At 42.5% G+C, this 24803-nt stretch carries 17 protein-coding genes; 12 read left to right on the top strand and 5 right to left on the bottom strand.

All coding sequences use genetic code 11. The features are described 5' to 3' along the window. Window positions 1–92 precede the first annotated feature (92 nt). From NXR94_RS07225 to NXR94_RS07195, 7 genes are all read left to right on the top strand, one after another. Window positions 93–3461, top strand: coding sequence for a TonB-dependent receptor (locus NXR94_RS07225; protein WP_258103926.1), 3369 nt, complete (start codon window positions 93–95; stop codon window positions 3459–3461). Window positions 3462–3465: 4 nt separating this feature from the next. Continuing rightward, window positions 3466–5070, top strand: a complete 1605-nt coding sequence (locus tag NXR94_RS07220; RefSeq protein WP_258103925.1) for a RagB/SusD family nutrient uptake outer membrane protein — start codon at window positions 3466–3468, stop codon at window positions 5068–5070. 156 nt (window positions 5071–5226) lie between these two features. Then, the gene (locus NXR94_RS07215; protein ID WP_258103924.1) at window positions 5227–6174 is read left to right on the top strand and encodes a PKD domain-containing protein; all 948 of its coding nucleotides are present in this window, start codon (window positions 5227–5229) and stop codon (window positions 6172–6174) included. Between the two features lie 222 nt (window positions 6175–6396). Further along, entirely contained in the window at window positions 6397–8052 is a 1656-nt protein-coding gene (locus tag NXR94_RS07210) for a polysaccharide lyase family 1 protein (RefSeq protein WP_258103923.1), read from the top strand. A 36-nt stretch (window positions 8053–8088) separates the two neighbouring features. Continuing rightward, on the top strand, window positions 8089–9927 hold the full coding sequence (locus tag NXR94_RS07205; RefSeq protein ID WP_258103922.1) for an exo-alpha-sialidase: 1839 nt from the start codon (window positions 8089–8091) through the stop codon (window positions 9925–9927). 71 nt (window positions 9928–9998) lie between these two features. Continuing rightward, on the top strand, window positions 9999–10943 hold the full coding sequence (locus NXR94_RS07200) for a pectinesterase family protein (protein ID WP_258103921.1): 945 nt from the start codon (window positions 9999–10001) through the stop codon (window positions 10941–10943). 74 nt (window positions 10944–11017) lie between these two features. Then, a complete protein-coding gene (locus NXR94_RS07195; protein WP_258103920.1) occupies window positions 11018–12088 on the top strand; it encodes a bifunctional transcriptional activator/DNA repair enzyme AdaA in 1071 nt (356 codons plus the stop codon). Here the strand turns inward: NXR94_RS07195 and NXR94_RS07190 are convergent. Both NXR94_RS07190 and NXR94_RS07185 read right to left on the bottom strand, forming a co-directional pair. Next, on the bottom strand, window positions 12085–12603 hold the full coding sequence (locus tag NXR94_RS07190) for a DUF350 domain-containing protein (protein ID WP_258103919.1): 519 nt from the start codon (window positions 12601–12603) through the stop codon (window positions 12085–12087). The two genes, NXR94_RS07195 and NXR94_RS07190, sit on opposite strands and share 4 nt — an antisense overlap. Further along, window positions 12593–13393, bottom strand: a complete 801-nt coding sequence (locus NXR94_RS07185; RefSeq protein WP_258103918.1) for a hypothetical protein — start codon at window positions 13391–13393, stop codon at window positions 12593–12595. The genes NXR94_RS07190 and NXR94_RS07185 overlap by 11 nt, the downstream gene beginning before the upstream one ends. 125 nt (window positions 13394–13518) lie before the next feature. On the opposite strand from NXR94_RS07185, the gene msrA reads away from it, so the two are divergent. Beyond that, window positions 13519–14181 (top strand): peptide-methionine (S)-S-oxide reductase MsrA, encoded by a 663-nt coding sequence (gene msrA / locus NXR94_RS07180; RefSeq protein WP_258103917.1) that lies wholly within the window; start codon window positions 13519–13521, stop codon window positions 14179–14181. A gap of 3 nt (window positions 14182–14184) precedes the next feature. Here the strand turns inward: msrA and NXR94_RS07175 are convergent, their stop codons facing one another. Both NXR94_RS07175 and NXR94_RS07170 read right to left on the bottom strand, forming a co-directional pair. After that, window positions 14185–14625 carry a DUF1572 domain-containing protein gene (locus NXR94_RS07175; protein ID WP_258103916.1) on the bottom strand — a complete coding sequence of 147 codons (441 nt, stop codon included), beginning with the start codon at window positions 14623–14625 and terminating at the stop codon, window positions 14185–14187. 297 nt (window positions 14626–14922) lie between these two features. Then, window positions 14923–17934, bottom strand: a complete 3012-nt coding sequence (locus tag NXR94_RS07170; RefSeq protein ID WP_258103915.1) for a DUF2723 domain-containing protein — start codon at window positions 17932–17934, stop codon at window positions 14923–14925. 241 nt (window positions 17935–18175) lie between these two features. Here NXR94_RS07170 and NXR94_RS07165 point away from each other — a divergent pair, with 241 nt between their 5' ends. Beyond that, the gene (locus tag NXR94_RS07165) at window positions 18176–19354 is read left to right on the top strand and encodes a M48 family metallopeptidase (RefSeq protein WP_258103914.1); all 1179 of its coding nucleotides are present in this window, start codon (window positions 18176–18178) and stop codon (window positions 19352–19354) included. On the opposite strand, the gene NXR94_RS07160 is transcribed toward NXR94_RS07165, so the two are convergent. Continuing rightward, window positions 19340–20401: a glycosyltransferase family 4 protein gene (locus tag NXR94_RS07160; RefSeq protein WP_258103913.1), complete on the bottom strand. Its 1062-nt coding sequence runs from the start codon at window positions 20399–20401 to the stop codon at window positions 19340–19342. The genes NXR94_RS07165 and NXR94_RS07160 overlap by 15 nt on opposite strands. Window positions 20402–20428: 27 nt before the next feature. On the opposite strand from NXR94_RS07160, the gene NXR94_RS07155 reads away from it, so the two are divergent. From NXR94_RS07155 to NXR94_RS07145, 3 genes are all read left to right on the top strand, one after another. Next, window positions 20429–21739 (top strand): hypothetical protein, encoded by a 1311-nt coding sequence (locus NXR94_RS07155; RefSeq protein ID WP_258103912.1) that lies wholly within the window; start codon window positions 20429–20431, stop codon window positions 21737–21739. Continuing rightward, window positions 21732–23444 carry an ABC transporter ATP-binding protein gene (locus NXR94_RS07150; RefSeq protein ID WP_258103911.1) on the top strand — a complete coding sequence of 571 codons (1713 nt, stop codon included), beginning with the start codon at window positions 21732–21734 and terminating at the stop codon, window positions 23442–23444. The genes NXR94_RS07155 and NXR94_RS07150 overlap by 8 nt, the downstream gene beginning before the upstream one ends. A 169-nt stretch (window positions 23445–23613) precedes the next feature. Beyond that, entirely contained in the window at window positions 23614–24729 is a 1116-nt protein-coding gene (locus tag NXR94_RS07145) for a glycosyltransferase (protein ID WP_258103910.1), read from the top strand. Window positions 24730–24803: the final 74 nt, after the last annotated feature.

Raw genomic sequence — 24803 nt, 5'->3', positions numbered from 1 at the left:
AAAATAAAAAAGGGCCTGAGTAACATGCGCCAACATATATCTCTCAGACCCAAATTCAGTGATCCATTGTTTCACTAAACCATATCAAATTTATGAAAAATAAACTTCTACCCTTCATTGTAATGTTTGGAAAAGTTTCTGTTTACGGTTTGGTTGTCTATGCTTTCATCATCAACGCCCTATTGGCGAGTGAAGGCAATGCCCAACGTGTATTAAGTGTAAAGGAGGCGAAAATTAGTCTCACTGCTGAGGGAATCAACCTTGAGAAGGCATTTAAGCTGATTGAAAAAAACTCAGATTATGTCTTCGTGTACAACAGAGAAAACCTTGACAATGAAATAAAACTAAGCCTGCAGGCCCGTGAGAATACGGTCGAATCCTTATTGATGGACATCTCTAAACAAGCGAATGTTGGATTTAAGCAGGTAAATAATCGCATAAGCGTAAAGTCCCACCAAACCGACGGTATCGAAGTAGTAATCGAACAGACCCCGATAAGTGGTCGGGTGACAGATGAAAGCGGCGAAGGACTACCAGGTGCTACAGTTTTGGTTAAAGGGACAAACGTTGGCACGGTAACAGATTTTGATGGATACTATAATCTGAATATTTCTGCCGGATCCGATCTGTTACTCACGGTCTCATTTGTTGGTTACCAATCTGTGGAGGTGCCTATTAACGGGCAGACTGAATTGAATGTGACCTTAAAACCCGATTTCACAAGCCTTGAAGAGGTGGTTGTTGTGGGATATGGAAGCATTCAGAAGAAAGACCTCACAGGTGCTGTGGCCTCTGTCGGTAACAGGGAACTCACAAAAGTGGGAGCCACCAGTCCGATGGGAGCACTGCAAACAAATATAGCCGGTGTGGATATTTCTCCGAGAACTGGTACAGTGGGTAGCGGCTTTACCATTCAAATCCGGGGTGCTAATTCTCTGAATGGAGCTTCGCCACTATTTGTGGTAGATGGGGTTATGACGGATGATATCAATTTCCTCAACCCAAATGATATTGAGCGAATTGATGTATTAAAGGATGCCTCTTCTACGGCGATCTATGGATCTCGTGGTTCCAATGGTGTGGTAATAGTTACCACTAAGTCAGGAGCCGGAGTTAAGAATAAGCGAACTACAGTGAACTATTCCGGTTTCGTAGGATTGCGAAAGGTGAGCAACATGCCTGATTTCCTCAATAGTTATGATGAAAGTGTAATGTGGAATAAAGACAGGCAAATGGCCAGAGACCTTGTTCAGGGCAATACCATTGTACCATCTACGCTTTATGGATTTCCATACATCACCAATGAAGATGGGATTGGCAGTTATTGGGGTGATGCCCTAGCTAAGAGAAGAGGTACTGATTGGGTTGATGAATTGATTAAGCCAAGTATCCAGCAAAACCATTTTGTATCTGCTGCTGGTGGTGGTGAAACTTCAAGCTACGTAGTTGGTTTTGGATATCAGGGTGATGATGGAAATGCCAAGGGCCAATACTACAAGAAGTATAATTTCAAGGCAAGTATTGATGCAAGACCGAATAAGATGTTTTCTGTAGGCTCCAATGTCAACCTCGCGTTTTCGGAAAGAGAACTGGTTTCCAGACAGGGCTATACTCGTCAGATTTTCAGAATGCCATCTTACGCTCCGGCCAAAGATGCTGATGGAAATTACATCCAGTCACCGATGGTGGGTATTTCCGGCAACGTGAACCCTTACGCCTACCTCGAAAGCAATTCTCAGTATAATGTGGAAGAGTACTATATCATTTCCAATTTCTACCTGAAATACAAGCCTGTTGAATGGTTAAGCTTTCAGTCTACCTTTTCACCAAATGCAAGATTCGTAAGGTCAGGTGAGTATTTTGATCGCTTTGCTACCAGATCGATTTCCGTAGCAAGAATGTGGAATGATAATTTCTTGTCTTACATATGGGACAACCAGTTGAACATTTCCAAAAAGTTTGGAGAACACAGCATGGGTTATGATTTTATTCAATCTTCTCAATTGAACCGAACGGAGAATGCATTTGCTTATGGTAGAGATGTGCCGTTTGAATCACTTTGGTATAATACTCAAAGTGCTCCTCAGAGGGATGCGAGTACAGGATTTAGTAAAAATACTTTGCTCTCATTTACCAACAGATTAAACTATTCATTCAGAGACCGGTATCACTTTACGGCTACGGTACGATGGGATGGGTCTTCTAAGTTGGCTGAGGACAACAAATGGGCCTACTTCCCATCAGCAGCTGTTGCCTGGAGAATGTCCGAGGAGGCTTTCCTTTCCAATACGATAGTGGACAATCTGAAATTGCGTTTGAGTTTTGGTTATACGGGCAACAACAATATTCCTGCTTATTCAACACAGTCATCCTTAAATAGACAGGCTTATTATGATTGGGATGGAAGCACTGCAGACGGATTTGTACCGAGTGCCATTTCCAATAAGGATTTGACCTGGGAGCGAACAAGAGAATGGAACCTTGGAACAGATTTCAGTTTGTTTAGAAGTAGGGTAAGTGGTGAAGTCAATGTTTACGACAGGTTGTCGCTGGATTTGCTCATGGAGAGAAAGCTGGCAATGCCTACAGGTTGGGGTACCATGATTGACAATGTAGGCTCGGTGAGCAACAAAGGAGTTGAAGTACAGCTCCGTACTGTGAATATTGATCGTGATGATTTTTCATGGGAGACCAATTTCATTTTCACAAAAAACATCAATAAAATCGTTGATCTCTATGGAGCGAAGGAAGATGATGTTCCAAACAGGTGGTTTATTGGTGAACCTGTTGACGTAATCTACTCTATGGTCTATGATGGTGTTTGGCAGGCTTCAGACACCTATGAATCAGAGGCAGATAAGCAAGCACTGGAAGGTACAGCCAAAGTAAAGGACCTGAATGGTGATGGAGCGATAGATATTGATAATGATATGAAAGTTTTAGGTTCACCGGCTCCAAACTGGATTGGTACTTTCTCAACTACATTCAGATACAAGAATTGGGATTTGTCTGCTACCATTTATACGAAACAAGGTATGTTGGTTTACAGCCCTTTCCATAGAGAGTTTACCGATTTCAATAGCAAGGTTATTCTTGATGTGCCTTATTATAAAAGAGATAATCCAATCTCGGGTCCACGGTATACCAATGAGTACCCTCAGCCGAGTTACATGGGGCAGTATTATGGAGAAGATGCTGAGGATTATGGGTATCCGGGATACAACAAGGATGTTTCATTCACTCGTATCCAGAACATTACCCTTGGATACAATTTACCTCGTGACCTACTAGGTAAGGTGGGTATCTCAGAAGTTCGGGTTTATTTCAATGCGTTCAATCCATTCGTATTCACGAAATATGAAGGTTTTGATCCAGAATGGGCAGGTGCAAGTATGTCTGGTGTAGATGCCACAAATACTTCATTCTCTATTTATCAGCTAGGTACTAACATCAAATTCTAAGATCATGAAAAGCATAAGATTATTTATATATATAGTTTTTGCGGGGACAATGATCTCCGGATGCTCAGGGTTTTTGGATGAAGAAAACCTTGGTAATACAACCGCTGAAAATTACTACAACACCGAAGCAGGTTATGAAGGGCTGGTCAATGCGGCTTATTCATCGCTTCGTGATGTTTATCAGCCAACACCGTTTGTGTTCTGTGCAGGAACCGACCTATTTTTCGGTGCTCATCAGGAGGTGCCACTGGGACTTTCGAGCTATCAAACGCTCACTCCCGGAAGCAGTGATGTAGAGCGATTGTTTAGCAGTCTCTATCAGAGTATTCAGATGGCAAATCTCGCGTTGGAATATTCCACCCAGACGGAAGCATTTCCCAATCTGGAAGTGAGAGTGGGAGAAGTGAAAGTGATTAGGGCCTTCTACTACTTTATGCTGGTACAGAATTTTGGTGATGTCACGTTAGTGGAGGATCTGATTACGACTCCAATCGTTCATTTTGACAGGGCTCCCGCAGCGGATGTTTATCAGTTCATCATTGATGAGCTGGAAGCGGCCATTGAAATTTTGCCATTGGAGCAAATTGACTTCGGGAGGGTTTCTAAACGTACCGCACAGCATATTCTGGCAAAAGTTTATCTCACGAGGGGATATGAGGACTATGGGGCTGCATCAGACTTCGCAGATGCAGCTACAATGGCGGATGCTGCTATTAATGGACAGGGTCTTAACCTAGGCTTTGATGAGTTGTTTGCCTATGATAATGATAACAATGAGGAGGTGCTTTGGTCTATACAATACGCCGGTTCCTCTACTCAAAACGGAGGAGCACACAATTGGGACTACCCATGGGGGCCTCTCGTTCAGGGAAGCGATGATGGGGTAAGCAAGAAAAATGTGCTGCATCCAACCGAGTATCTCTTCACTTTATTTGAAGATAATGATGAGAGATTCGAGGGAACCTTCCTCAGTGTAAGAACCAGTCCGTACTCTGGTTGGGCAATTGATCCTGACAACAGTACGGTTAATTATTACTATCCGCGTACTGCTACTCAATTGGCCGATACCGCAACATGGAGGGCCGAAGATCCTGACAACAGAGCAGGAACCGTGATCTCTCCTTTGGACGCCCACTGGTGGGACCCTTTGAATCAGGATGATTTCCCTGGTTTGAGAAAATTTGACCGGGTGCGAACAACAAGTGTGCAATACACTCATGACCTGTATCTGGCACGATTGGGAGAGACTTATTTGATAGCAGCTGAGGCTTACCTTCAGTCAGGAAATAGTGGTAATGCTATTGATAGAGTCAACACTGTTAGAGCAAGAGCCGGAGCGGGTACGGTTGCCTCGGTAGATATTGACTTCATCCTTGAGGAACGTGCGCGCGAGCTGGCTGGTGAAGGATTCAGGTGGTTGGATTTGAAACGTACTGGTAAGTTGATGGAGTACACCAAAGTTCGAAACCCGGATATCAAAACCCTCGTGGATGGTGGAATAGATCCATTCCTTGGAGCCAATGGAAATTATAAGATTCTAAGGCCAATTCCTCTTTCGGCAATATCTCTGGATGCCGGAGAATATCCGCAAAATCCTGCCTATGAATAAAGCAGGTTGAATCCAAATATTTGGAACATTAATGCTGGGAGGTGCCTCTTGTGAGAATTCAAGAGCTCACTTTCCGGCTATTTAAAATTGACTGGTAAGGCCTTAAAGGTGCTTTGAGCGCCTTCTGGCTAACACAAAATTTTTAAACAATCCAAAATGAAATCAATTGAACAGATAAAAACAATAAAGGGTATAATACTCATTTCATTATTAGCGATAATTACTTCCTGCAGTGAGGAAAAAGTGCCGGGAGTGTATCCACCAGTAGCGGACTTTGCGGCCCAGCTTGATGGAGAAGATGGTTTTACCTATCACTTTATCAATGCTTCAGCCAATGGCGTCTCTTATTCCTGGGATTTTGGAGATGGCGCAACTTCGTCGGATGAATCACCCGCTCATACCTATAGCGTCACGGGTACCTATAGTGTCACATTGACGGTAATAAGTATTGATGATAATGAAGACGTAATGACAAAAGGGATAACCATTGAAAGCCCGGGAGGAGTGCCAACGGCTCCTAGCATTATTGCAGGGGGCTCCATGGATGACGACCAATTGTGGACGGTACTTCCTAATGGAGAAGAAAGTAGGGCTATAGATTATGAGTTTACCTCATCAGGCACGCTATTCTTTTCCGGTCAGGCTACAGAAGCAAAATCCTATCAGGTAGTAGCCTATCAGCCGGTGGAGCTGAAGGCGAATACAGAATACCTTTTGTTGACAGACATCAAAGGTGGAAATTTCAATAATGCCTGGTTTACGATCATCATTGGGCCGGAGGAACCGAAAGCGGGAGAAGGATATGCTCCTGCTTGTCCAAGTACCGTTTATGGCATTGACAAGAATTCATCTAAGGTCATAGGACTTAATTTTTGGAAAGGCTGCGGTGAAGAGCCCTTCGAAGGTGACATCCGTGATGTGGCCTGTGATGGTATTGCTCAGGATCCTGATCCTAACGATCCTAACGACCCGAGTACTGGAGGCAGGATCATGGTAGATTCTGCAGGCACTTACTATTTCGCTATGCAGGTGGGCAACTGGAATGGATCTATGGGATCAGGAGTAACAATAGATAATGTCTTTTTAGCTGAAGTAATAGAATAGTTGTTAAAGTTGGTTTGGTAAGTAGTTGTTAAGTGATGTAATAACCCCGGCAAGTCCGGGGTTATTCATTGTATTCAAATCCAATAAATGCCATGAGGGAATTTGTAAAGATGACCTGAGGCCTATTTTGACAATTGCCTTTAAAAGCCGTAATTAAATTTACTTTTCTTGAGATCCTGCCTTACTCGATAACAACATTTGTATAACCCTGAAATAAGCATAATGAGACTTTTAGTCGCTTTCATATTAATTCATTTGATCACTTTCGTCGCTACCGCGCAATACCCTGAAATCCCACCAGGAGTACAGGCAGCGTCGGATGAGGAGATGGCTCAAGCACAGGAGCTGTCAGATCAGGCATGGGAAAAGGCATTGTCAATCGTTAGAGAAGATGCCAGGAATGGGAAACCCTATATCCCATGGGCAGCTAAGCCATCGGACTTGCCTCAGGCAACTATTCCGGCTTTCCCTGGTGCTAAAGGAGGAGGAGCCTATAGTTTCGGTGGACGAGGAGGTAAGGTGTTCGTGGTTACCAATTTGAAAGACCGAGGAAAGGGTTCTTTTCGATGGGCCTGTGAACAAGGCGGAGCAAGAATTATTGTTTTTAATGTTGCTGGTGTCATAAAACTGGAAAGCCCGGTTAGCATTCGCGCACCTTATGTGACCATCGTAGGGAATACTGCCCCTGGGGATGGGGTATGTATAACAGGTGAATCGGTTTGGATCGACACGCATGATGTGGTTATCCGACATATGAAGTTTAGAAGAGGGGCCACGGAAGTAGCCAGGAGAGATGATGCACTTGGTGGAAATGGTGTGGGTAACATCATGATCGATCATGTGTCAGCGAGCTGGGGGTTAGATGAAAATATTTCGATGTATCGTCACGTCTATGAGACTGAAGACGGACAAAGGATCAAGTTACCGACCGTCAATATTACTATTCAGAATACTATTTCCTCAGAAGCACTCGACACCTACAATCATGCTTTTGGCAGTACCATTGGTGGCTTGAACTGCTTGTTTTACAACAACCTGTGGGCATGCAATATCTCCAGAAATCCATCGATTGGCATGTATGGTCAATTCAACATGGTTAATAATGTACTCTTTAACTGGTGGAACAGGTCAGTGGACGGTGGTGATCATCGATCAAAATTTAATATTGTCAATAATTATTTCAAGCCGGGTCCCATTACTCCTGATGAGCCCATTGCCTACCGGTTGCTGAAACCGGAAGCCAATAGGAGCAAAACAGAAGAACCTGAGTACGGGAAAGCCTATGTAGGTGGTAATGTCACTGAGGGTTATCCTGAAGTCACAGCTGATAACTGGAATGGAGGAGTTCAACCTCAGGGAAGAACGGATTATGTCGAACTCTTGAAAAAGATCAAAGTGGAAAATCCTTTTCCACTTCCAAATCTGGAAATCAAATCAGCTGAAGAATCATTTGAGTATGTGCTGGCGAATGCAGGAGCAACGCTGCCCAAAAGAGACGCGGTTGACAAACGCGTAGTAGAGCAAGTGCGAACCGGAGAAATAAAATACGTGGAGGGTGGAAAAACTGAAATAGGCAAAGAATATATCAACAGAAGGTTGCCGGAAGACTCCTATAGAAAAGGCATCATTACCCATCCAAGCCAGGTCGGAGGACTACCTTCTTACGAAGGAAAGCCGTACAAGGATAAAGACAAAGATGGTATGCCGGATAAATGGGAAAAGAAATATGGCCTCAACCCTAAAGATGCATCAGATGCCACGGGGGACCTTTCAGGGGATGGCTACACCAATATTGAGAAGTTTATCTACAATATTGATCCGACCAAAAAAGTGGATTATACAGACCCTGAGAATAATAACGATACACTGAAATACTAAATCAAGTAAATTGATTGAGATTGAAATAACTGAGAAATGACTTTGACTAGAATATTTACGTCCTTCCTGATTATCACAATTTTCATTTCATCACCATTGTTGGCTCAGGATACTGTTCACTACACAGGAACAGTACTATCCAACATCGATTATCACACTGGCCAATTGAGGTCTGCTGTAGGTGTCCATAATGTTCAGGTGGCGAGAGCCGATCGGGAATACCCTGAGAAATCTGATGGTTATGGCTGGACCTACAATCATGCACCCATGATGGTTTATTGGAATAACACCTTTTACGTGCAATATCTAAGCAATCCTGTGGGAGAGCATATTCCTCCGGGTATGTCCTTTATGGTTTCATCAGAAGATGGTACTAACTGGACCAAACCTACGGTCATGTTTCCCATTTATCCAATTCCGGATGGAACCACAAAAGATGGTGTGGATGGCGTTGCAAAGGATTTGGATGCGGTAATGCATCAGCGTATGGGGTTCTATATAGCTGAAAATGGAAAGTTGCTGACCCTGGCTTACTACGGCATCGCGCTGAATAGAAAAGACCATCCAAATGATGGAAATGGTATCGGTCGTGTGGTCAGGGAAATCTATGAAGATGGTACACTTGGCCCCATTTATTTTATTAGATACAATCACGGGTGGAATCAGGAAAATACAGCCTACCCCTTCTACAAGGAAAGTGATGATGAGGGATTTGTAAAGGCCTGTGATGAATTGATGGCTGACCCATTAATGATGCAGCAATGGGTAGAGGAGGCAGATCGCGATGATCCTTTGATCCCACTAAAGGATGAATACAAGGCCTTTAGTTATTACCATTTGGATGATGACCGGGTGGTAGGGCTATGGAAGCATGCCTTAACTTCTATTAGCAATGACGGTGGTAAGTCGTGGGAGTACACCCCGTTAAGAGCCCCGGGCTTTGTAAACAGTAATGCCAAAATCTGGGGACAAAAAACCACGGATGATAGGTTCGCAACCGTGTACAACCCATCAGAATTCAGGTGGCCGCTTGCGATCTCTGTGAGTGAGGATGGATTGGAATATGATAATCTGCTTTTAGTTCACGGAGAGATTACCCCTATGCGATATGGAGGCAACTACAAGTCTTATGGACCTCAGTATGTGAGAGGAATCTTAGAGGGAAATGGCGTTCCTCCCGATGGTAACCTATGGTTGACCTATAGTGTAAACAAGGAGGATATCTGGGTGGCTCAGGTTCCGGTTCCGGTGACAGATGTGGTAGAGGGTCCAGTTAACGATGTTTTCTCTGAAATGCCGAATGGAGCAGAACTGGATGCGTGGAATACCTACAGTCCGATTTGGGCTACGGCCAAAATGGAAGGGAAGAAGGATAAAAAAGCATTTGTTCTCAGAGACAAAGACCCATTCGATTATGCGAAGGCTGAAAGAGTGCTGCCAAAAACGCAAGTCGGTTCAATAGAGATAGCTGTGATCCCCGGTCAGAATGATACTGGTCTGCTTCATATTGAACTTCAGTCAGGAAATGGCACTCCGGCCATTCGAGTGATTTTCGATGAGCGGGGAAAAATGCTGGTAAAGAATGGATATCGACTCAATGCTTTCGCGGATTATGAGGCTGGTCAGGCTTATAAGATCAGAATTGATTTTGATGTTCCCAACCGTGTCTATTCGCTCTATGTGAATGATAAGTTCGAGATCAGAAGAATGTTCTTTGCTCCGGTCCCTTCAATTGAAAAGCTCATGTTCCGAACAGGGGAGGTAAGACGTTTTCCCAATGCGGACACCCCGACAGATCAGGATTATGACCTGCCAGGCGCGGGCGAAGAGGTGCCTATGGCCTATTATAAGATCACTTCTGTGAAGATGAAGTAAGAGAACTTTCTTTTTGGAATGAAATCTGTTGTTATATTGCAAAACAATCGTTTGAACAGATATTAAACCCAATGAAGAATTTCTTTTTTACAGTCGTATTACTAACAGGTGCCATTTTCTGTCATGCGCAGGGATATGCTACAAAAATAACTGTTGCCCTTGATGGGTCGGGTGATTACTCAAGCATTAGCGAAGCGATTTTCGCCACCAAAGCATTCCCGGATGTACCCATTACCATTTATGTGAAAAATGGTGTCTACGAAGAAAAAGTGGAGGTTTTTTCATGGAACACACGCCTTTCCATCATTGGGGAGGATCAAGATAGCACGATCATAACATGGGAAGACCACTTCGGCAAAATGGCCAATGGCAGGAATGGTACTTTTCATACCTATACGATGTTGGTGGATGCGAATGATTTTCATGGCGAAAATCTAACTATTATCAATTCCTCAGGCCCCGTTGGTCAGGCGGTGGCTATTCATGTGGAAGGTGACAGGGTAAGTTTTACAAACTGTTCATTTCAGGGGCATCAGGATACGATGTACCTCACGGGTGAGGGCTATAGGACTTATTTCAAAAACTGCTTTATCAGCGGGACAACTGATTTCATATTTGGTCAGGGTACAGCCTGGTTTGAAGGCTGTGAAATTCGGTCACGAAGCAACTCTTATATCACTGCCGCCTCAACTGAAAAAGGAGATCAATTCGGATTTGTTTTTAGTAACTGCAAGCTGACTGCTGAAGACGGCGTGGATGAAGTTTATCTGGGGCGACCGTGGAGAAAATATGCCAGAACTGTTTTTATCAATTGCGAAATGGAGAAACATATACTACCTGTCGGCTGGCATGAGTGGAGCAATGAAGATGACCGCAGCACCACCTACTATGCTGAGTATAAATCTTTCGGCCCTGGCGCTTCTCCTGATACCCGGATATCCTGGTCAAAGCAATTGTCTAAGAAGGAAGCCAAAGCCCATACCAGAGATAAGGTGCTAAGAGGCTGGCAGCCCTAAAAAATACTTGTTCAAATTTCGGTTGTGGATCACGATGGATTGTCTCTCCTTTGTATGAGTAAACCTGAAACGCTATGCTCGTCGAGGATAAAAAGGATATCAATCTATATTATGAGGCACTAGTCAACAAAGACACTCAATACCTGGGTGTATTTTATGTCTGTGTAAAAACCACTGGGATTTTTTGCGTTTCCACCTGTACAGCTCGTAAGCCAAAGCCTAAAAATGTCATTTTTTTCACCACGTCAAAAGAGGCGCTGCAGCATGGATATCGTCCCTGCAAAGTTTGTAATCCAGCTCAAAAAGTAAAGCAAGTGCCAGATGAGGTTAAGCAGTTAATCCAAATGGTTGCTGAAAAACCTGAAGTGAGAATCTCCGACGGGGTCATTCGTAGCATGGGGATCCCACCGGAGAAGATCAGGCGTTGGTTTAATCAACATCATGGGATGACCTTCCAGGCCTATCAGCGTATGATCCGGATCAATTCGGCTTATAGTGAAATCAAAAATGGCAATAGCGTAACTTCAAGTGCATTCAAAACCGGTTATGATTCTCTAAGCGGATTTGGTTCGGCATTTAAAAACCTCTTCGGTATGGCTCCTGAAAATTCTACTACTCAAAATGTAATTCATTTACATCGATTTGAAACACCCCTTGGCCCCATGTATGCCGGCGCCACGGATGAGGGGCTGTGTTTGTTGGAGTTTACCGATCGCCGGATGCTGGAAACAGAATTTGCTGATCTAAGAAAAAGGTTGAATGGGCATATCCTACCAGGAGAAAACGAGTTTACCAAATTGGCTGAAAAGCAGGTTTTAGAATATTTTGAAGGTACACGGGCAAAATTTGATATTCCACTGGTTATCCCCGGGACAGAATTTCAGGTTCGGGTATGGGAAGAATTAGGGAAAATTCCTCCCGGAAAGACCAGGTCTTATCAGCAACAAGCTGAAGCCCTGGGCAATCCTGATGCGGTAAGGGCAGTAGCCCGTGCCAACGGGATGAATCGCATTGCCATTATCATCCCCTGTCACCGTGTGATTGGATCAGATGGAAGTTTAACCGGTTACGCCGGTGGATTACCTCGCAAAAAATGGCTACTGGAACATGAAGGGGCGATCGCAAAAGATTTAGAACTTTTTTAGAATCCTGTAGGGGGCAATTGAGGATATGGGATGAGCGCTTCAATGATCATGACCACACCACTTTTGGAGAGCATGGTCAGGGTAATAAGTATCGCACTTACAATAATGGCAACACCGATGTTGTTTTTCCTGATTTCTTCGAATTCATCAATTGGTGTGAGTTTCGAGTAGAGAAAAGTAGAAATAAGTCCAATCAGTACTGCTGCAACATAGGCGATAGCAATATAGACGGCTCCGGTCCCAATGTACTTGAATGCCAAAAGGAGTGTTCCTTCCTCTTTATTTAATAGTCGGAATGATGAGATCAAGGGTTGAATCACTCCACTGACCATTAGGCCTACTGATAGGATAATGGCCGCGGTGAAGATGCTGTAAGCATGGTTAAACTCCTTGATGCCATAGTATTTTTCGCCTACAAATTGTACGATTTTGTACGTGAGCGCGAGAATAAAAATTCCTATGGAGATGGCAGAAACGACTTCTATTATTCCAAGTAAAGCGATGTTATAGTTCATTGACTAAAGCTATTTTCCAATAATTTACATTGCTGCAGTCCGGTGGCAGCATGCCGATGGGCCAACCGGCGCCGGTGGTTTCCCAAAAGTAATATTTCTTTTTGCCGTGTTCGATGTAATCTCCCGAGGAAGGAATGTTGAGAGCAAGCATGGCATGGGCGTATTCATCACTCACTACGATCATCGGGTCAAAATTCATTTTTTGTAATATGGCATAAAGTAGAACAGCTCGGGTATCACAATCGCCATAAAGCGTGTGAAGAAATTCATAAGGCGATAAAATACCATAGGCCTGATTGCCAATGCAATCAAATCCTTGTGTGTTCCTGTTCCCACAATCATCACCTAGTACATAGCTGTATGGGATGTCCTGAATGAAGCTGACCGTCAACTCGGCCAGGGTAGAGGCATCCATGCCCATGGAAGTGGAAATATTCAGAAGTGAATCAGCAATAAAATCCAGATCGCCGTGACTTTGAGCGACAAGCTTCATGTAGACGGTACCCCAGAAGTTGTGATAATCGTCCTCATCGAGCACCATCTCAGTTCGATTGAGTGAGCGTTCCTCGCTGAGTTTAAAAATGGATTCATAATCAGTACAAAAATCACCACGTTTATCACCGAGTCGCCAATACCGAAAGTGGTGAGCATCTTTTGTAAAGGGGTTGACCTGGCTGTATTCGTCACAGTAGGCGTGTTCTCTCTTTGATAACTTTATCAAATTGATCAAAAAGCTGAATACAATGTAAATGACGATCCCATAGCCGAGGGTCCGAAAAATGTTTTTCATGAAGGCGAAAGATAACTAAGTCCATGAAAATATGGATACCGATAGATTTGTCTGCTGGCTGTCAAGCCCGGGCATTGAGTTGGAAAAACACAACTATATGAAGCTTGAGGAGTTTAACTTTCAGAATGAAAGGAATGAGACTTATGGCGTTATTGATAATACTATCACTTTTTTTCAGCACTTGCGGACCTTCATCTAATTCAGAAGGAAGGCAGACTGAGAAACTCAACCCCCAGCAACTGGAACAATATGAGACCGCCTATTTTGCCAGTGGATGTTTTTGGTGTGTGGAGGCCGTTTACGAAAGTGTTCGGGGAGTGAAAGAGGCGGTGTCCGGATACTCCGGAGGTAAGGAATCCTCCCCAACCTATGAACAGGTTAGTGCGGGAATCACCGGGCATGCAGAGGCGGTGAAGGTGTATTACGATCCTAAGGTCGTATCATTCAAAACTCTTGTGAAGGTCTATTATGGTTCTCAAAACCCTACTACAGTTAATGGGCAGCATCCGGATTATGGAACCCAATACCGATCGATCATCTTTTACCAAAATGAAGAAGAAAGGCGGATTGCTGAAGGTTTTAGGGATTCCCTGGATGCAAGTAGGGCCTATGATCAGCCAATTGCTACTGAAATTCTGGCCTTTAAAAAATTCTGGGAAGCCGAGGAATATCATCAGGATTTTGAGAAGAGAAACCCGTACCAACCCTACGTTCGTAGTGTGTCGATTCCCCGGCTTAAGAAATTTCAATCAAAGTTTCCCGAGCTGCTGAAAGAAGGAATTGAGTAAGGATCACTCCAGCATACGCCTCAGGTAGTTGATCTGTCCGAGGTGGTAGGAGAGGTGCGATGCCAAATGGATCAAAAAAAACCGGTTGGTCATCTCGTATCCTAGAACATTTTGCGGATGCTTTTTTTCCAGGTCTTCACTGGTGAGTGTTTCGAAAGTTTGTAATACAACTTCTTTTGTTTCATTCACCATCTGCACAAGCGTGGCTCTGGGGATGTCTTTTAAACTAAACTCAGCTTTACGATCTCTGGTGTATTTGATGCCACCCATATTATTACCTACGAAAGCCTTTAGGTTGCCGACGAGGTGCAGGCACAAGTTTCCAGAAGTATTGGTAATGGCTCCTTTGGTAACCCAAAGATTAGCTTCGGATTGAAAGGATTCGATTTCAGTCTTAAGTTTTTCGATGTCTCGTTCGAATATAGAGCGGAATTCAGCTATCATATTTAGAAGGTTTTTAGGTTCAACGATGTGCTGATTGTAGAGGTTGTAAGGCATAAAAAAAGCAGGCTTGAAAGCCTGCTTATATCAATATATTAAACTGAATTCGAGAAAGAAAAAGCGTCATACTCGGAAAATAGGCTTTAAATTAATCAAAAGCCTGTTTTATCGGGTATCTCATCGGGGTGGCCTTTGGGATTTCTGATATTTTTGTTCTTATTCGAAATGTAAAACCAATAATTCAGCATGGACGCCACCATGGAAGCTTTTTCTTGAAAATTACATCGTATTTTGGATAATCTAGTTTTGAATTCGTCTATAATAGGTGTCGAACAACTTTTCTAACTCCGCTGACTTTTCCCGATCACCGTAAGCTCGATAGGCTCTCGCAAGCTCATTGAGCGAAAGTATCCTTTTTTGTAATTCAGACTGATCCGTCATATTTCCATCCAGGTAATAATCCAGCATCTCAGCGCTTTCTTTAGCCGCAATATCAGTGATATAATCTGCGATTTCTTTGGCTTCAGAAACGTTTACTTCGGATGTAGCTGAGTCTCCCAGGTAGGTCGACATCTTGTCAATCGAGAGTAGAAGGCCTACCTGTTGAACATTGAAATAGTCGAAAGGAATAGATTCATTTGGCATAACATCCAAACTCTTCTTAATAACCTTAAATGCGCGCTCCACTTCTCGCTTTTCCAACAGGTTTTGAGCAAGTGTGTTAAAAGAAGATCTGTGATTCAAACAGAAGTTTCTATAATCCTCAGAATAATACACCTCAGGATTGTTAAGCTCACGCCACTGGTAGTTGTTCATGAGGTTGTCATACATCACCTCGGTACTTACTTCAAATTCTCTTCCACCTTTTCCATTGATTGGAAGCAATCGGAAGGCAATACCCTCCTGAACCACGTATTTCTTGAGGTTCATGTTAAGGCTATTTATACTGGTAGTATTGAAATAGATTGGTCTTTCCCAGTTTGAGTTGACTATGAGATCCATTACTGCCAGACTGTTTTTTTCCATTCCACTACCAGAAACCGTCCATTCCATTCGGTCCACAATCTTATTTTCCATTGCTTTTGGAACAATCCCTAAAGATTTTACTTTCTCTACGTCCACATTCAGGTAGAATTTCCTTGACGGGATAGAATTATAGTATTTTCCGTTTGAAAGTGGAATTCGCAATTTCGGCTCATTGCTTTTAAGAAGCTGCAGATATTTATCAGCACTAATCCCGGCTTTTAAACTCTCATTCTCAACGACAGGCAGGTAGTCGTTCATCCCACCCTGCTGATAATGTTTGAGTCTCAGGCTAAATGGTAACGCCTCAGACTCATAGGCGTCGCGCATCATCTGCTGAATGTACCAATCTGTGTTAAAGTAACTCAGTACGATCACACGTACATCAGTTCTGAAACCTTCCACTTCCTGCGCATACCAGAGAGGGAAGGTGTCATTGTCACCCCCGGTGAAGATCATGGCATTTGGAGCACAGGTGGCCAGGTAATTCTTGGCCGCATCCACTGAAAAATAGCGATCTGAACGATCATGATCATCCCAGTTTTCACTCGCCATAATGGCAGGGATTGGCACACTTATTAAGATGGCCAATATCACTGCAACTTTCCCCTTTTTGGTGGCAGCCTTTATCCATTCATAGATGGTCAACACACCAAACCCGATCCAAATAGCAAAGACGTAATACGATCCTGCATAGATGTAATCTCTTTCTCTTGGTTCAATAGGAGGAGAGTTTAGGTAAAGTACCAGAGCTGCTCCTGTAAGGAAAAAGAGTAACAAGGTGGTGTAAAAATATCTTTGATCCTTGCTGTACTGGATGAACATACCAAGTATCCCGAGTATCAGCGGCAACGCAAAGTAGATGTTTCTTCCTTTGTTGTTTGCCAGGGTTGGAGGGAGCTCATCGAAGGCTCCTGAGATACCCACCCATTCAGCATCCTGAATATCTGACTCCCGACCGGAGAAGTTCCATAAGAAATACCTCATATACATGGTCCCAAGCTGGTGACGGATCATAAAATACAGGTTGTCAGAGAAACTTGGCTTTTCCCCGTCTCTCAGGCCTGTGATTTGCATATATCTCTTTTTGTGGTGATCCTGGGAACTGTACATCCTTGGAAGGATCGTTGTGTGTTTTGGATCATAGACGTAGTCCATTTTTTCCTCTTTCACGATGTACTCATCCTCACCCCTCATGTAAGTCTTTCCGGTGGTTTTCTGCTCTACCACCCTTGCGGTATAATATTGTCCATGGAATAACGGTCGGCTACCGTATTGTTCACGTTTTAGGTAGGATACGAAAGTTACGATGTCATCCGGGTCGTTTTCGTCGATTGGTGGATCGTAACTACTTCTGATCGGGATTATGGTGTAGGAAGCATATCCAATGATAATAAAGGTGAATGCTAACAGAATCACATTTAGGCCAACCTTTTGCTTTTTGACAGAATAGTATAATCCGTAGATCAGTGCAGCTATGAATACAACTCCGAAGAAGATCACACCAGAGCCAAATGGCAGTCCCAAAGAGTTAACAAAGAATACTTCCAGAGTACCCGCAATAGAAGGAAGTCCCGGAATGATTCCAATCAAAACAGTTATAACTATCACACCTCCTGCCAGTAAAGTAAGGATGATCCCATTTCTGGAAAGCGTTTCGTTTTTCTTGAAGTAAACAATCAATGCCATCGCTGGAATGGTCACGAGGTTCAACAAGTGGACACCGATTGATAATCCGACCATGTAGGCAATTAGGATTAACCATTTATTGGCCTGAGCCTCATCTTCAATGTTCTCCCATTTGAGGATGGCCCAGAACACAAAGGCAGTAAAGAAGGATGACATACCGTACACCTCGGCCTCGACTGCTGAGAACCAGAATGAGTCACTAAAGGTATAGGCAAGTGCACCAATAAGTCCGGCACCCATGATCAATGTTATTTGCTCAGAAGTCTCTTCACCTTTGCTGATGTGAAGTACTTTTTTGACCAGGTGTGTGATCGACCAAAACAAAAACAAGATGGTAAAGGCACTACTCAATACACTGATCATAGTGACCCAATAAGCCACCTGCGTTACATCTCCACCCGCAAACATGGAGAAAATGCGTCCAATAAGCAGGAAGAACGGCGCACCCGGAGGGTGAGGCACTTCTAGTTTATATGAGCAGGCAATAAATTCACCGCAATCCCAAAAACTGGCGGTAGGTTCAATAGTGAGCAGATATACAACAAGCGCAACAATAAATGTTGCCCATCCGGTGATTACGTTAATCCTTTGGTATCCCATCAGTTAAGTTTTGTGTGAGTCTGGCGAAATTACTAATTATGAATAAATAACAGGTACGTTTCAAAATGAATGTCTGTTTCCCGAAAAATGACCCAACCGTCTTATTTTAACCACTTTAACAAAGTTTAATAGATTGTGAGTGTGTACCGGACCCGCCACCATGATTATTGTATGATATTTGTATAAGCTAATGTACAGGCAGAACTATTTCATTACCTGTACGTTTTGCGAAAAGGACTCTATGAAAAGGATTATCATCGTTGTTTTATTGGTCGGATTATGTCGGGTTTCTTCCGCGCAGCTACTTCCACCTGAAATAGACAGTACTTACAGTCTGCTTTCCAATGCTTACGTGCAAATGGAAGCCACTCAGGCCATCAACGACATGTATAACTTTCGCTTTGAGCGATCCCTCAGACATTTTAATTACCTCAAAAAACAATATGGCTGGCATCCGCTTCCATATTTTATGATGGGGCTGAATTATTGGTGGCGGATTGTTCCCAATTTCCGGAATGAGACCTTTGATGATACGTTTTACGCCTACATGGATACGGCTATTGTGTTAGCCCAAAGACTTCATGATGAACATAACCCCGTGGAAGGGGCCTTTTTTCTTTCCGCCGCCTATGCATTTAAGGGCAGGTTATATTCGGAAAGGCACGATTGGGGCAGAGCTGCAGCAGCAGGGAAAAATGCTATGAACTACCTTGAAGAGTGTAGAGGTCAGGAAGACCTGAGTCCGGAACTCCTCTTTGGAGATGCATTATTCAATTACTATGCTGAATGGATACCTGAAAATTACCCGTTACTTAAGCCGATTATGCTCATGTTTCCGGACGGGGATAAGGAACTGGGGATACAGCAGTTGAAGGAGGTAGCCCGTAATGCTTTTTATACCAGAACAGAGGCGCAGTATTTTCTTATGAGGATTACAGCACTAGAAGAACAGGATGTTGAGACCGCCATGCAGGTAGCGGAATACCTTCACAGAACTTTTCCGGGTAATGCGTATTTTCATCGTTTTTATGCAAGGTTACTCTATACGTCAGCACGTTACAGGGAGTTGGTTCCTGTTTGTGAGTCTATATTAGAGGCTCTGGAGAATGGTGAGGAAGGTTATGAAGCAAATTCAGGACGATATGCCGCATTTTTTCTGGGGCATGTTTACAGAATCCGGCGTGACTATGATCAGGCAATAAAATATTACGAAATGGCCAAATCCTTTGGGGAGGAGGCGGAGGCCACGGATATGGGCTACTACATTTATTCTGTGGTGCATTTAGCACGAATCGCTAATCTGACTGAAAATTATGAAGACGCTACAACTTACTATGAGCAGGTGAAGGATATTACCAAGAGAAGGGATGATGCCAACAAAGAGGCCAGGGAGCAGCTCAAAAAACTAAAAAAGCTTTAAAAATTTCTCTTTCGTAGCCTCCACAGAATATTGCTCTACAATCAATTTTCTCCCATTAGCTCCCATTGATGATCTCAGATCGGGCTTGTCGATTAATTTTTTCAGACTCTCAAGCCACTCTTCCTCATTCGAAGCCAGGTAGCCCGTTTCTTCCTGTAAAACCAATTTTGTATTGACTCCAACTGGCGATGCAACCGCAGGAATTCCTAAGGACATATACTGGATCAGTTTGAAACCACATTTCCCCTTGGCCCAGGGGTCATCAGTGAGTGGCATGACACCAATATCGATGCTGGACAAGTCAGCTATTTCTGTTTCCTTTTTCCAGGGGATGAATCGATCGTTTTTTAAATCGAGTTGAGGGTCTTTGTTAGCAATGACCACAAACTCAAAATTGGCGACCTTTTCTAAAGCCTTGAGGGCTGGAACAATTTGATCGAGATAGGGGAGCGTAGAGTGTGAGCCGGTCCAGCCAATCACAGGTTTTTTGGATACTGGTTCTGTATTGATTGAGGTATGAATCTCTGTATCTACAACTGTTGGTATGACTTCCACCTGATGGCAGAACTGATTGGCATAGTCTGCCAGAAATTGGTTTCCAACTGTTACCTTCCAGCTCCATTTGCTGATATTTCTAACCTTTGATCTCCATTTTAGAGCTTTCCAAAGAAAGTTTTCCCGGTGATGATCAGCCATCCATATGGCATCATCAAAGTCATAAATAATTTTTTTGCGAAGCAGTTTCGCAATGATCCATTCAAAGATGGGCGGACCAAAGGGTGTAAGCTCCCGGTGGATAAAAATGTGAGAGAAGTTACTGACCTGAAAAAGCATTTTTATTCTTCTGGCGAAGCCTTTGAAAATGGCTACTAATTTTTTGAGCGAATGGCCCTGGCTGAAAATGAAGTCCCATTCAGACTCGGAAAGGAATGACTGAAATTCCCATGCGATACCATTTTCTTCCATAAATTTGAGATAATGCTCAAAGCGAAATCGCTGAGATGGAGCACGCTGCAATGGATAGGGCGCAAGGATAAGAATATTCATTGGCGGTAAATTTAAAAGAATAATTAAGTGGGCGTTCAGGATTTATTTATCACACCAATCTATTTGTTCCTGTTTGTCCTGGGAGCCTACCTGATTCGTCCCCATGTTACCAGACCGGAAACACGCAAATACTTTATTCCTGCCTTATTGGCTCGATTTGCTGGAGCGATTGCTCTTGGGTTGATCTACCAATTCTATTATGACGGTGGAGATACTTTCAATTATTTCACTCATGGTAGCCGCTGGATCTGGGAGGCCTTTATGGATGATTTCGCAACTGGATTTAAGCTGCTCATGGAGTCAGGAGGCTCAGTAAGAAGTGGAGACACCTTTGAGTTTAGTCAGCATATCTGGTATTACCGGGATCCTAATTCATTTGTCGTTGTTCGTATTGCGGCATTGATTGACCTGCTGACTTTTCACACATACACCGCCACCGCTTTGTTTTTTGCATGTTTCAGTTTTAGTGGACTTTGGGCTTTTTATTCTGTGGTGGTTAGCAAATATTCCGGCAATTATTTTTGGTTCGCGATTGCCATATTGTTTGTGCCAAGCACGGTGTTTTGGGGCTCCGGTATTTTAAAGGACACGATGACCCTGGGTGCTTTAGGTTGGCTGACCTTTGGAGTCATTAGAGCCATTGATTTTCATAATAGGAATTTGACCAATTGGCTTATTATCCTTTTTTCAGCTTACCTGATCTACTCGATAAAATCCTATATCATTATTTGTTACGTGCCGATGATTTTTATTTGGCTATATTGGAAATATCAAAGTCGAATTCGCAGTACAGCCCTTAAGATTTTGGTTGCCCCAATGTTATTAGCACTTTTTTTACTGGCTGGTTATTTTACGCTGGATCAGGTCAGTTCTTACAGTCAAAAATATGCCTTAGACACGATCGCCGATCGCGCAGCGATGACGGCCTATGATATCAGGTATGGCTGGGGAGCCAGAACAGGAGGAGAAGGAGGATACGACATCGGTTTGCCGGATGGAACCTGGGGGAGCATGGTGGGTTTAATGCCCAGGGCCATTAATGTCAGTTTATTCAGACCTTACCTTTGGGAAGTGCGAAACCCATTGATGTTGTTAAGTGCAATAGAAAGTTTGACCCTTTTGATACTTACTATTTATGCGCTGGTCGTCAAAAAGGGATTTCGTCGAATATTTCAAGATCCGTTTCTGGTATTTTGTCTGGCCTTTGGTTTGGTTTTTGCCTTTGCGGTAGGGCTAAGTACTGCAAACTTTGGTACTTTGATGAGATATAAAATTCCGATGATGGGGTTTTATATGTTGGTTTTGATAAGTGGAGGACTTGATAAAAAGGATGGATAACCCAATATTTCAAATAATAGGTAGAATTCTAAAGATTTTGCCTCCTAATTTCAAAAAGCAAGCAGCGGGACTTTTTTTAGGTATAGTGACTAGTTCGTTGCTAGAGATTGTGGGTCTGGCGTCTATACTACCTCTGTTGGCCGCCATACTCAAGGATGGTTTTATTCATCAAAACAGCATTACTCATTCGGTCTTTACAGCTTTGGATTTTGAAAATGACAACATGTTCATTTTGTTTCTGTCTGGAGCAATCCTCCTATTTATTGCGATCAAAAATCTCTTTGCTATATGGGTTCAAAAATGGCAGGCGATGTTTTGTTGGGATTTGCATGAAAAACTTTCTTCAAAGGTTTTTAGGGCTGCCTATGAAAAAGGCTTTTTATATTTTACCGGTAATAACTCTAATAAGGTATTAAATAGGATTAATACCGTGCCTCAGCAGTTTGCCCAACAAATGTTAGTGAGTGTGTTTTTATTTCTTAATGAGATAATCATTTTGATATTGATTATTTCATCGCTCCTTATTTATGATGCTTGGGCCTTACTACTTCTTGTGGGAATTGTTTTACCAGTGTTTTTACTTTTTTACCGGATCAATAGGAATAAAATTAATCTCTATGGGCGTTACTTGAATGAATTGGGACCTCAAATTTCCAAACCTGTTTATGAACTGGTATTTGGCTATGTTGATGTTGCGATTAATGGAGTATTTGGAAATTTTAAAAAAAGATTTCTTTCAAATATTAGGAAGGCCAGTCATTATAGAGTGGGCATGCTAGTCTTGCTAAATATTCCGAACCGACTTGTGGAAGTTTGTGTCATTATTGCCATTTTGATCATGTTGCTTTACGGTCTTTTTGCGCTTAAAGATCCTGAGAAAATATTAGCACTGATGAGCGTTTTTGGTTTGGCGGCATATCGATCAATACCATCCATTAACCGATTGATGCAATCGGTAATGAATATTAAAAACTTTGAGTTCTCTCTTGAACTCTTAGAGGAGTATGTTCCTGCAAGTAAAGAAAGCCAGATTATCGCGGTCAAAGAGATCTCATTTGATGAGAAAATTGAGCTGAAAGAGATTGCCTATCAATACCCGAATGCCAAAACTCCCATTATTAAGGATTTTTCTCTGGTAATTCGAAAGGGGGAGGCAGTTGGAATAATGGGAAAATCCGGTTCAGGGAAGACAACTCTCATGAATGTTATGCTGGGTTTTCTTAGCCTGAGACACGGGAAGTTATTGGTTGATGATGTTGATATATCTAAGGAAACCTTATCCTCCTGGCAAATGAAATGTGGTTATGTACGTCAGGATGTTTTTCTTATAGATGGGTCGTTAAGAGACAATATTGCATTTGGTATAGAACCAGATCAAATAGATGAAATGAAGTTGATGGAGGTGCTGAGGAAATCGCAACTTCTCGATATGTTGGATTCCTTGCCTGAAGGCCTTGATACCAACATAGGTGAGCGAGGTGCTAGAATTTCGGGAGGTCAGCGCCAAAGAGTAGGTATTGCCCGTGCATTATACCATGGAGCGGAGGTGTTGTTTTTTGATGAGGCGACATCAGCCTTGGATACAAAAACAGAGGAAGAGATCACCGAGTCAATAAGATCATTGCATGATAATAATATTACCATGGTAATTATTGCCCATAGGGAGAGTACGTTGAAGTACTGCGATAGGGTTATTGCGATTTGATGAAATATCGTTGCGACATTAACTGGCCTTTTATGACTTTGACCCGCTAAAGGAATATTGTTCGACGAATTAGGAGTGAAATAGGGTGAGAATTGAAAATGTTGGCCATATAAAATGCATTTTTTATGTATATCCATTTATTAGAATGCATCCGTAAATTTCGGTTGATATGATGAAGGTACTCCATATTACAAATTGGTATCCTACAAAGGAAAATCCATATGCTGCGTTGTGGATAAAAAGACATATCCAGGCACTTTCAAAACATACTAAAAACGTTGTTTACCATTTTGAGATCGTAAAGGGTCCCTTTAGATTTAAAAAGGAAAGAATTAGTGATTTTGAATTAAGTTATACACTAACTCTACCCATTAAGTTTTGGAAACTATATGAATTTTTGGGATTCATTTTTTTTTGTTATTTCTTTTTTTGGAAAACGAGGGTAGGTAAGCCTGATTTGCTGAATGTTCATATAGCGTACCCTTTGCTGACCTATTTTAATTTGGTTAAAAAATATGTTCGAATACCGGTTGTAATCACCGAGCACTGGAGCGCTTACCATTATCACTTTAACATACCAGGTTCTTCAAAACTCAATGCCATTCGTAGAATTTTCAAACAGGGTATTCCGGTAATTACAGTTTCTAAGGCACTTGGCGATGATATAGCTCATTTTGCTAATGTTCCATTAAACCTATATGCTGTTCCAAATATTGTAGATTCTGAAGTTTTTAAGAATGAAAAGCCCTCTGTTCAGAATGTGAATGATCGCTTTTTCTTTATGGTAAGCCAATGGAAATCACCAAAGATTCCAATGGTTGCTATTAGCGCTTATGCTGAGTTAGCCAAAAGAAACTCAAATATTTCCCTGAAAATTGCGGGATATGGACCTCTTTTAGATGAAATGAAATCTTGTTCATTAGATTTAGATGTTCAGTTTTTAGGGCAACTGGATTCGAAAGAAATAGCAGGTTATATGCAACATGCAATAGCCCTAGTCCATGCGAGTGAATATGAGACATTCTGCGTTGTCTGTGCTGAAGCTTTAGCTTGTGGTTGTCCGGTAATTGCAAGTGCTGTTGGTGGAATACCAGAGTTTGTCAATGAGGATAATGGTTTTCTTGTAATGGAAAATACTTCAGAAGCGTTTACCAAGGCAATGCAAAGCTGCCTTTCAGAATCCCCGAAAATGGAACATGTTCCTAACCTCTCGCCTCAAGCGGTGGGTTGGAAATATTATGAAGTGTTGAAGGAAATCGAATCCAAGTACCATGCGGACAGTTAGTTGGCTAAAACGAATTAAGAATATTATTTCCAGGGTTGATCGGGTAATTGGTGGGTATATTTTTATTGATCTTT

This window comes from Marinoscillum sp. MHG1-6, assembly GCF_024714475.1.
In the GTDB taxonomy this organism is placed as follows: domain Bacteria; phylum Bacteroidota; class Bacteroidia; order Cytophagales; family Cyclobacteriaceae; genus JAMZMI01.
The sequence above is the reverse complement of the archived record's forward strand: the minus strand, read 5'-3'. Positions and strand labels throughout refer to the sequence as shown.

What these genes read in the sequence shown, in the direction of transcription:
- NXR94_RS07145 (WP_258103910.1), top strand. Translation starts at nt 23,614, where the DNA reads ATGATGAAGGTACTCCATATTACAAATTGGTATCCTACAAAGGAAAAT.
- NXR94_RS07170 (WP_258103915.1), bottom strand. Translation starts at nt 17,934, where the DNA reads ATGGGATACCAAAGGATTAACGTAATCACCGGATGGGCAACATTTATT.
- msrA (WP_258103917.1), top strand. Translation starts at nt 13,519, where the DNA reads ATGAAAGGAATGAGACTTATGGCGTTATTGATAATACTATCACTTTTT.
- NXR94_RS07215 (WP_258103924.1), top strand. Translation starts at nt 5,227, where the DNA reads ATGAAATCAATTGAACAGATAAAAACAATAAAGGGTATAATACTCATT.
- NXR94_RS07210 (WP_258103923.1), top strand. Translation starts at nt 6,397, where the DNA reads ATGAGACTTTTAGTCGCTTTCATATTAATTCATTTGATCACTTTCGTC.
- NXR94_RS07225 (WP_258103926.1), top strand. Translation starts at nt 93, where the DNA reads ATGAAAAATAAACTTCTACCCTTCATTGTAATGTTTGGAAAAGTTTCT.
- NXR94_RS07205 (WP_258103922.1), top strand. Translation starts at nt 8,089, where the DNA reads ATGACTTTGACTAGAATATTTACGTCCTTCCTGATTATCACAATTTTC.
- NXR94_RS07190 (WP_258103919.1), bottom strand. Translation starts at nt 12,603, where the DNA reads ATGAACTATAACATCGCTTTACTTGGAATAATAGAAGTCGTTTCTGCC.
- NXR94_RS07185 (WP_258103918.1), bottom strand. Translation starts at nt 13,393, where the DNA reads ATGAAAAACATTTTTCGGACCCTCGGCTATGGGATCGTCATTTACATT.
- NXR94_RS07165 (WP_258103914.1), top strand. Translation starts at nt 18,176, where the DNA reads ATGAAAAGGATTATCATCGTTGTTTTATTGGTCGGATTATGTCGGGTT.
- NXR94_RS07150 (WP_258103911.1), top strand. Translation starts at nt 21,732, where the DNA reads ATGGATAACCCAATATTTCAAATAATAGGTAGAATTCTAAAGATTTTG.
- NXR94_RS07175 (WP_258103916.1), bottom strand. Translation starts at nt 14,625, where the DNA reads ATGATAGCTGAATTCCGCTCTATATTCGAACGAGACATCGAAAAACTT.
- NXR94_RS07195 (WP_258103920.1), top strand. Translation starts at nt 11,018, where the DNA reads ATGCTCGTCGAGGATAAAAAGGATATCAATCTATATTATGAGGCACTA.
- NXR94_RS07220 (WP_258103925.1), top strand. Translation starts at nt 3,466, where the DNA reads ATGAAAAGCATAAGATTATTTATATATATAGTTTTTGCGGGGACAATG.
- NXR94_RS07200 (WP_258103921.1), top strand. Translation starts at nt 9,999, where the DNA reads ATGAAGAATTTCTTTTTTACAGTCGTATTACTAACAGGTGCCATTTTC.
- NXR94_RS07160 (WP_258103913.1), bottom strand. Translation starts at nt 20,401, where the DNA reads ATGAATATTCTTATCCTTGCGCCCTATCCATTGCAGCGTGCTCCATCT.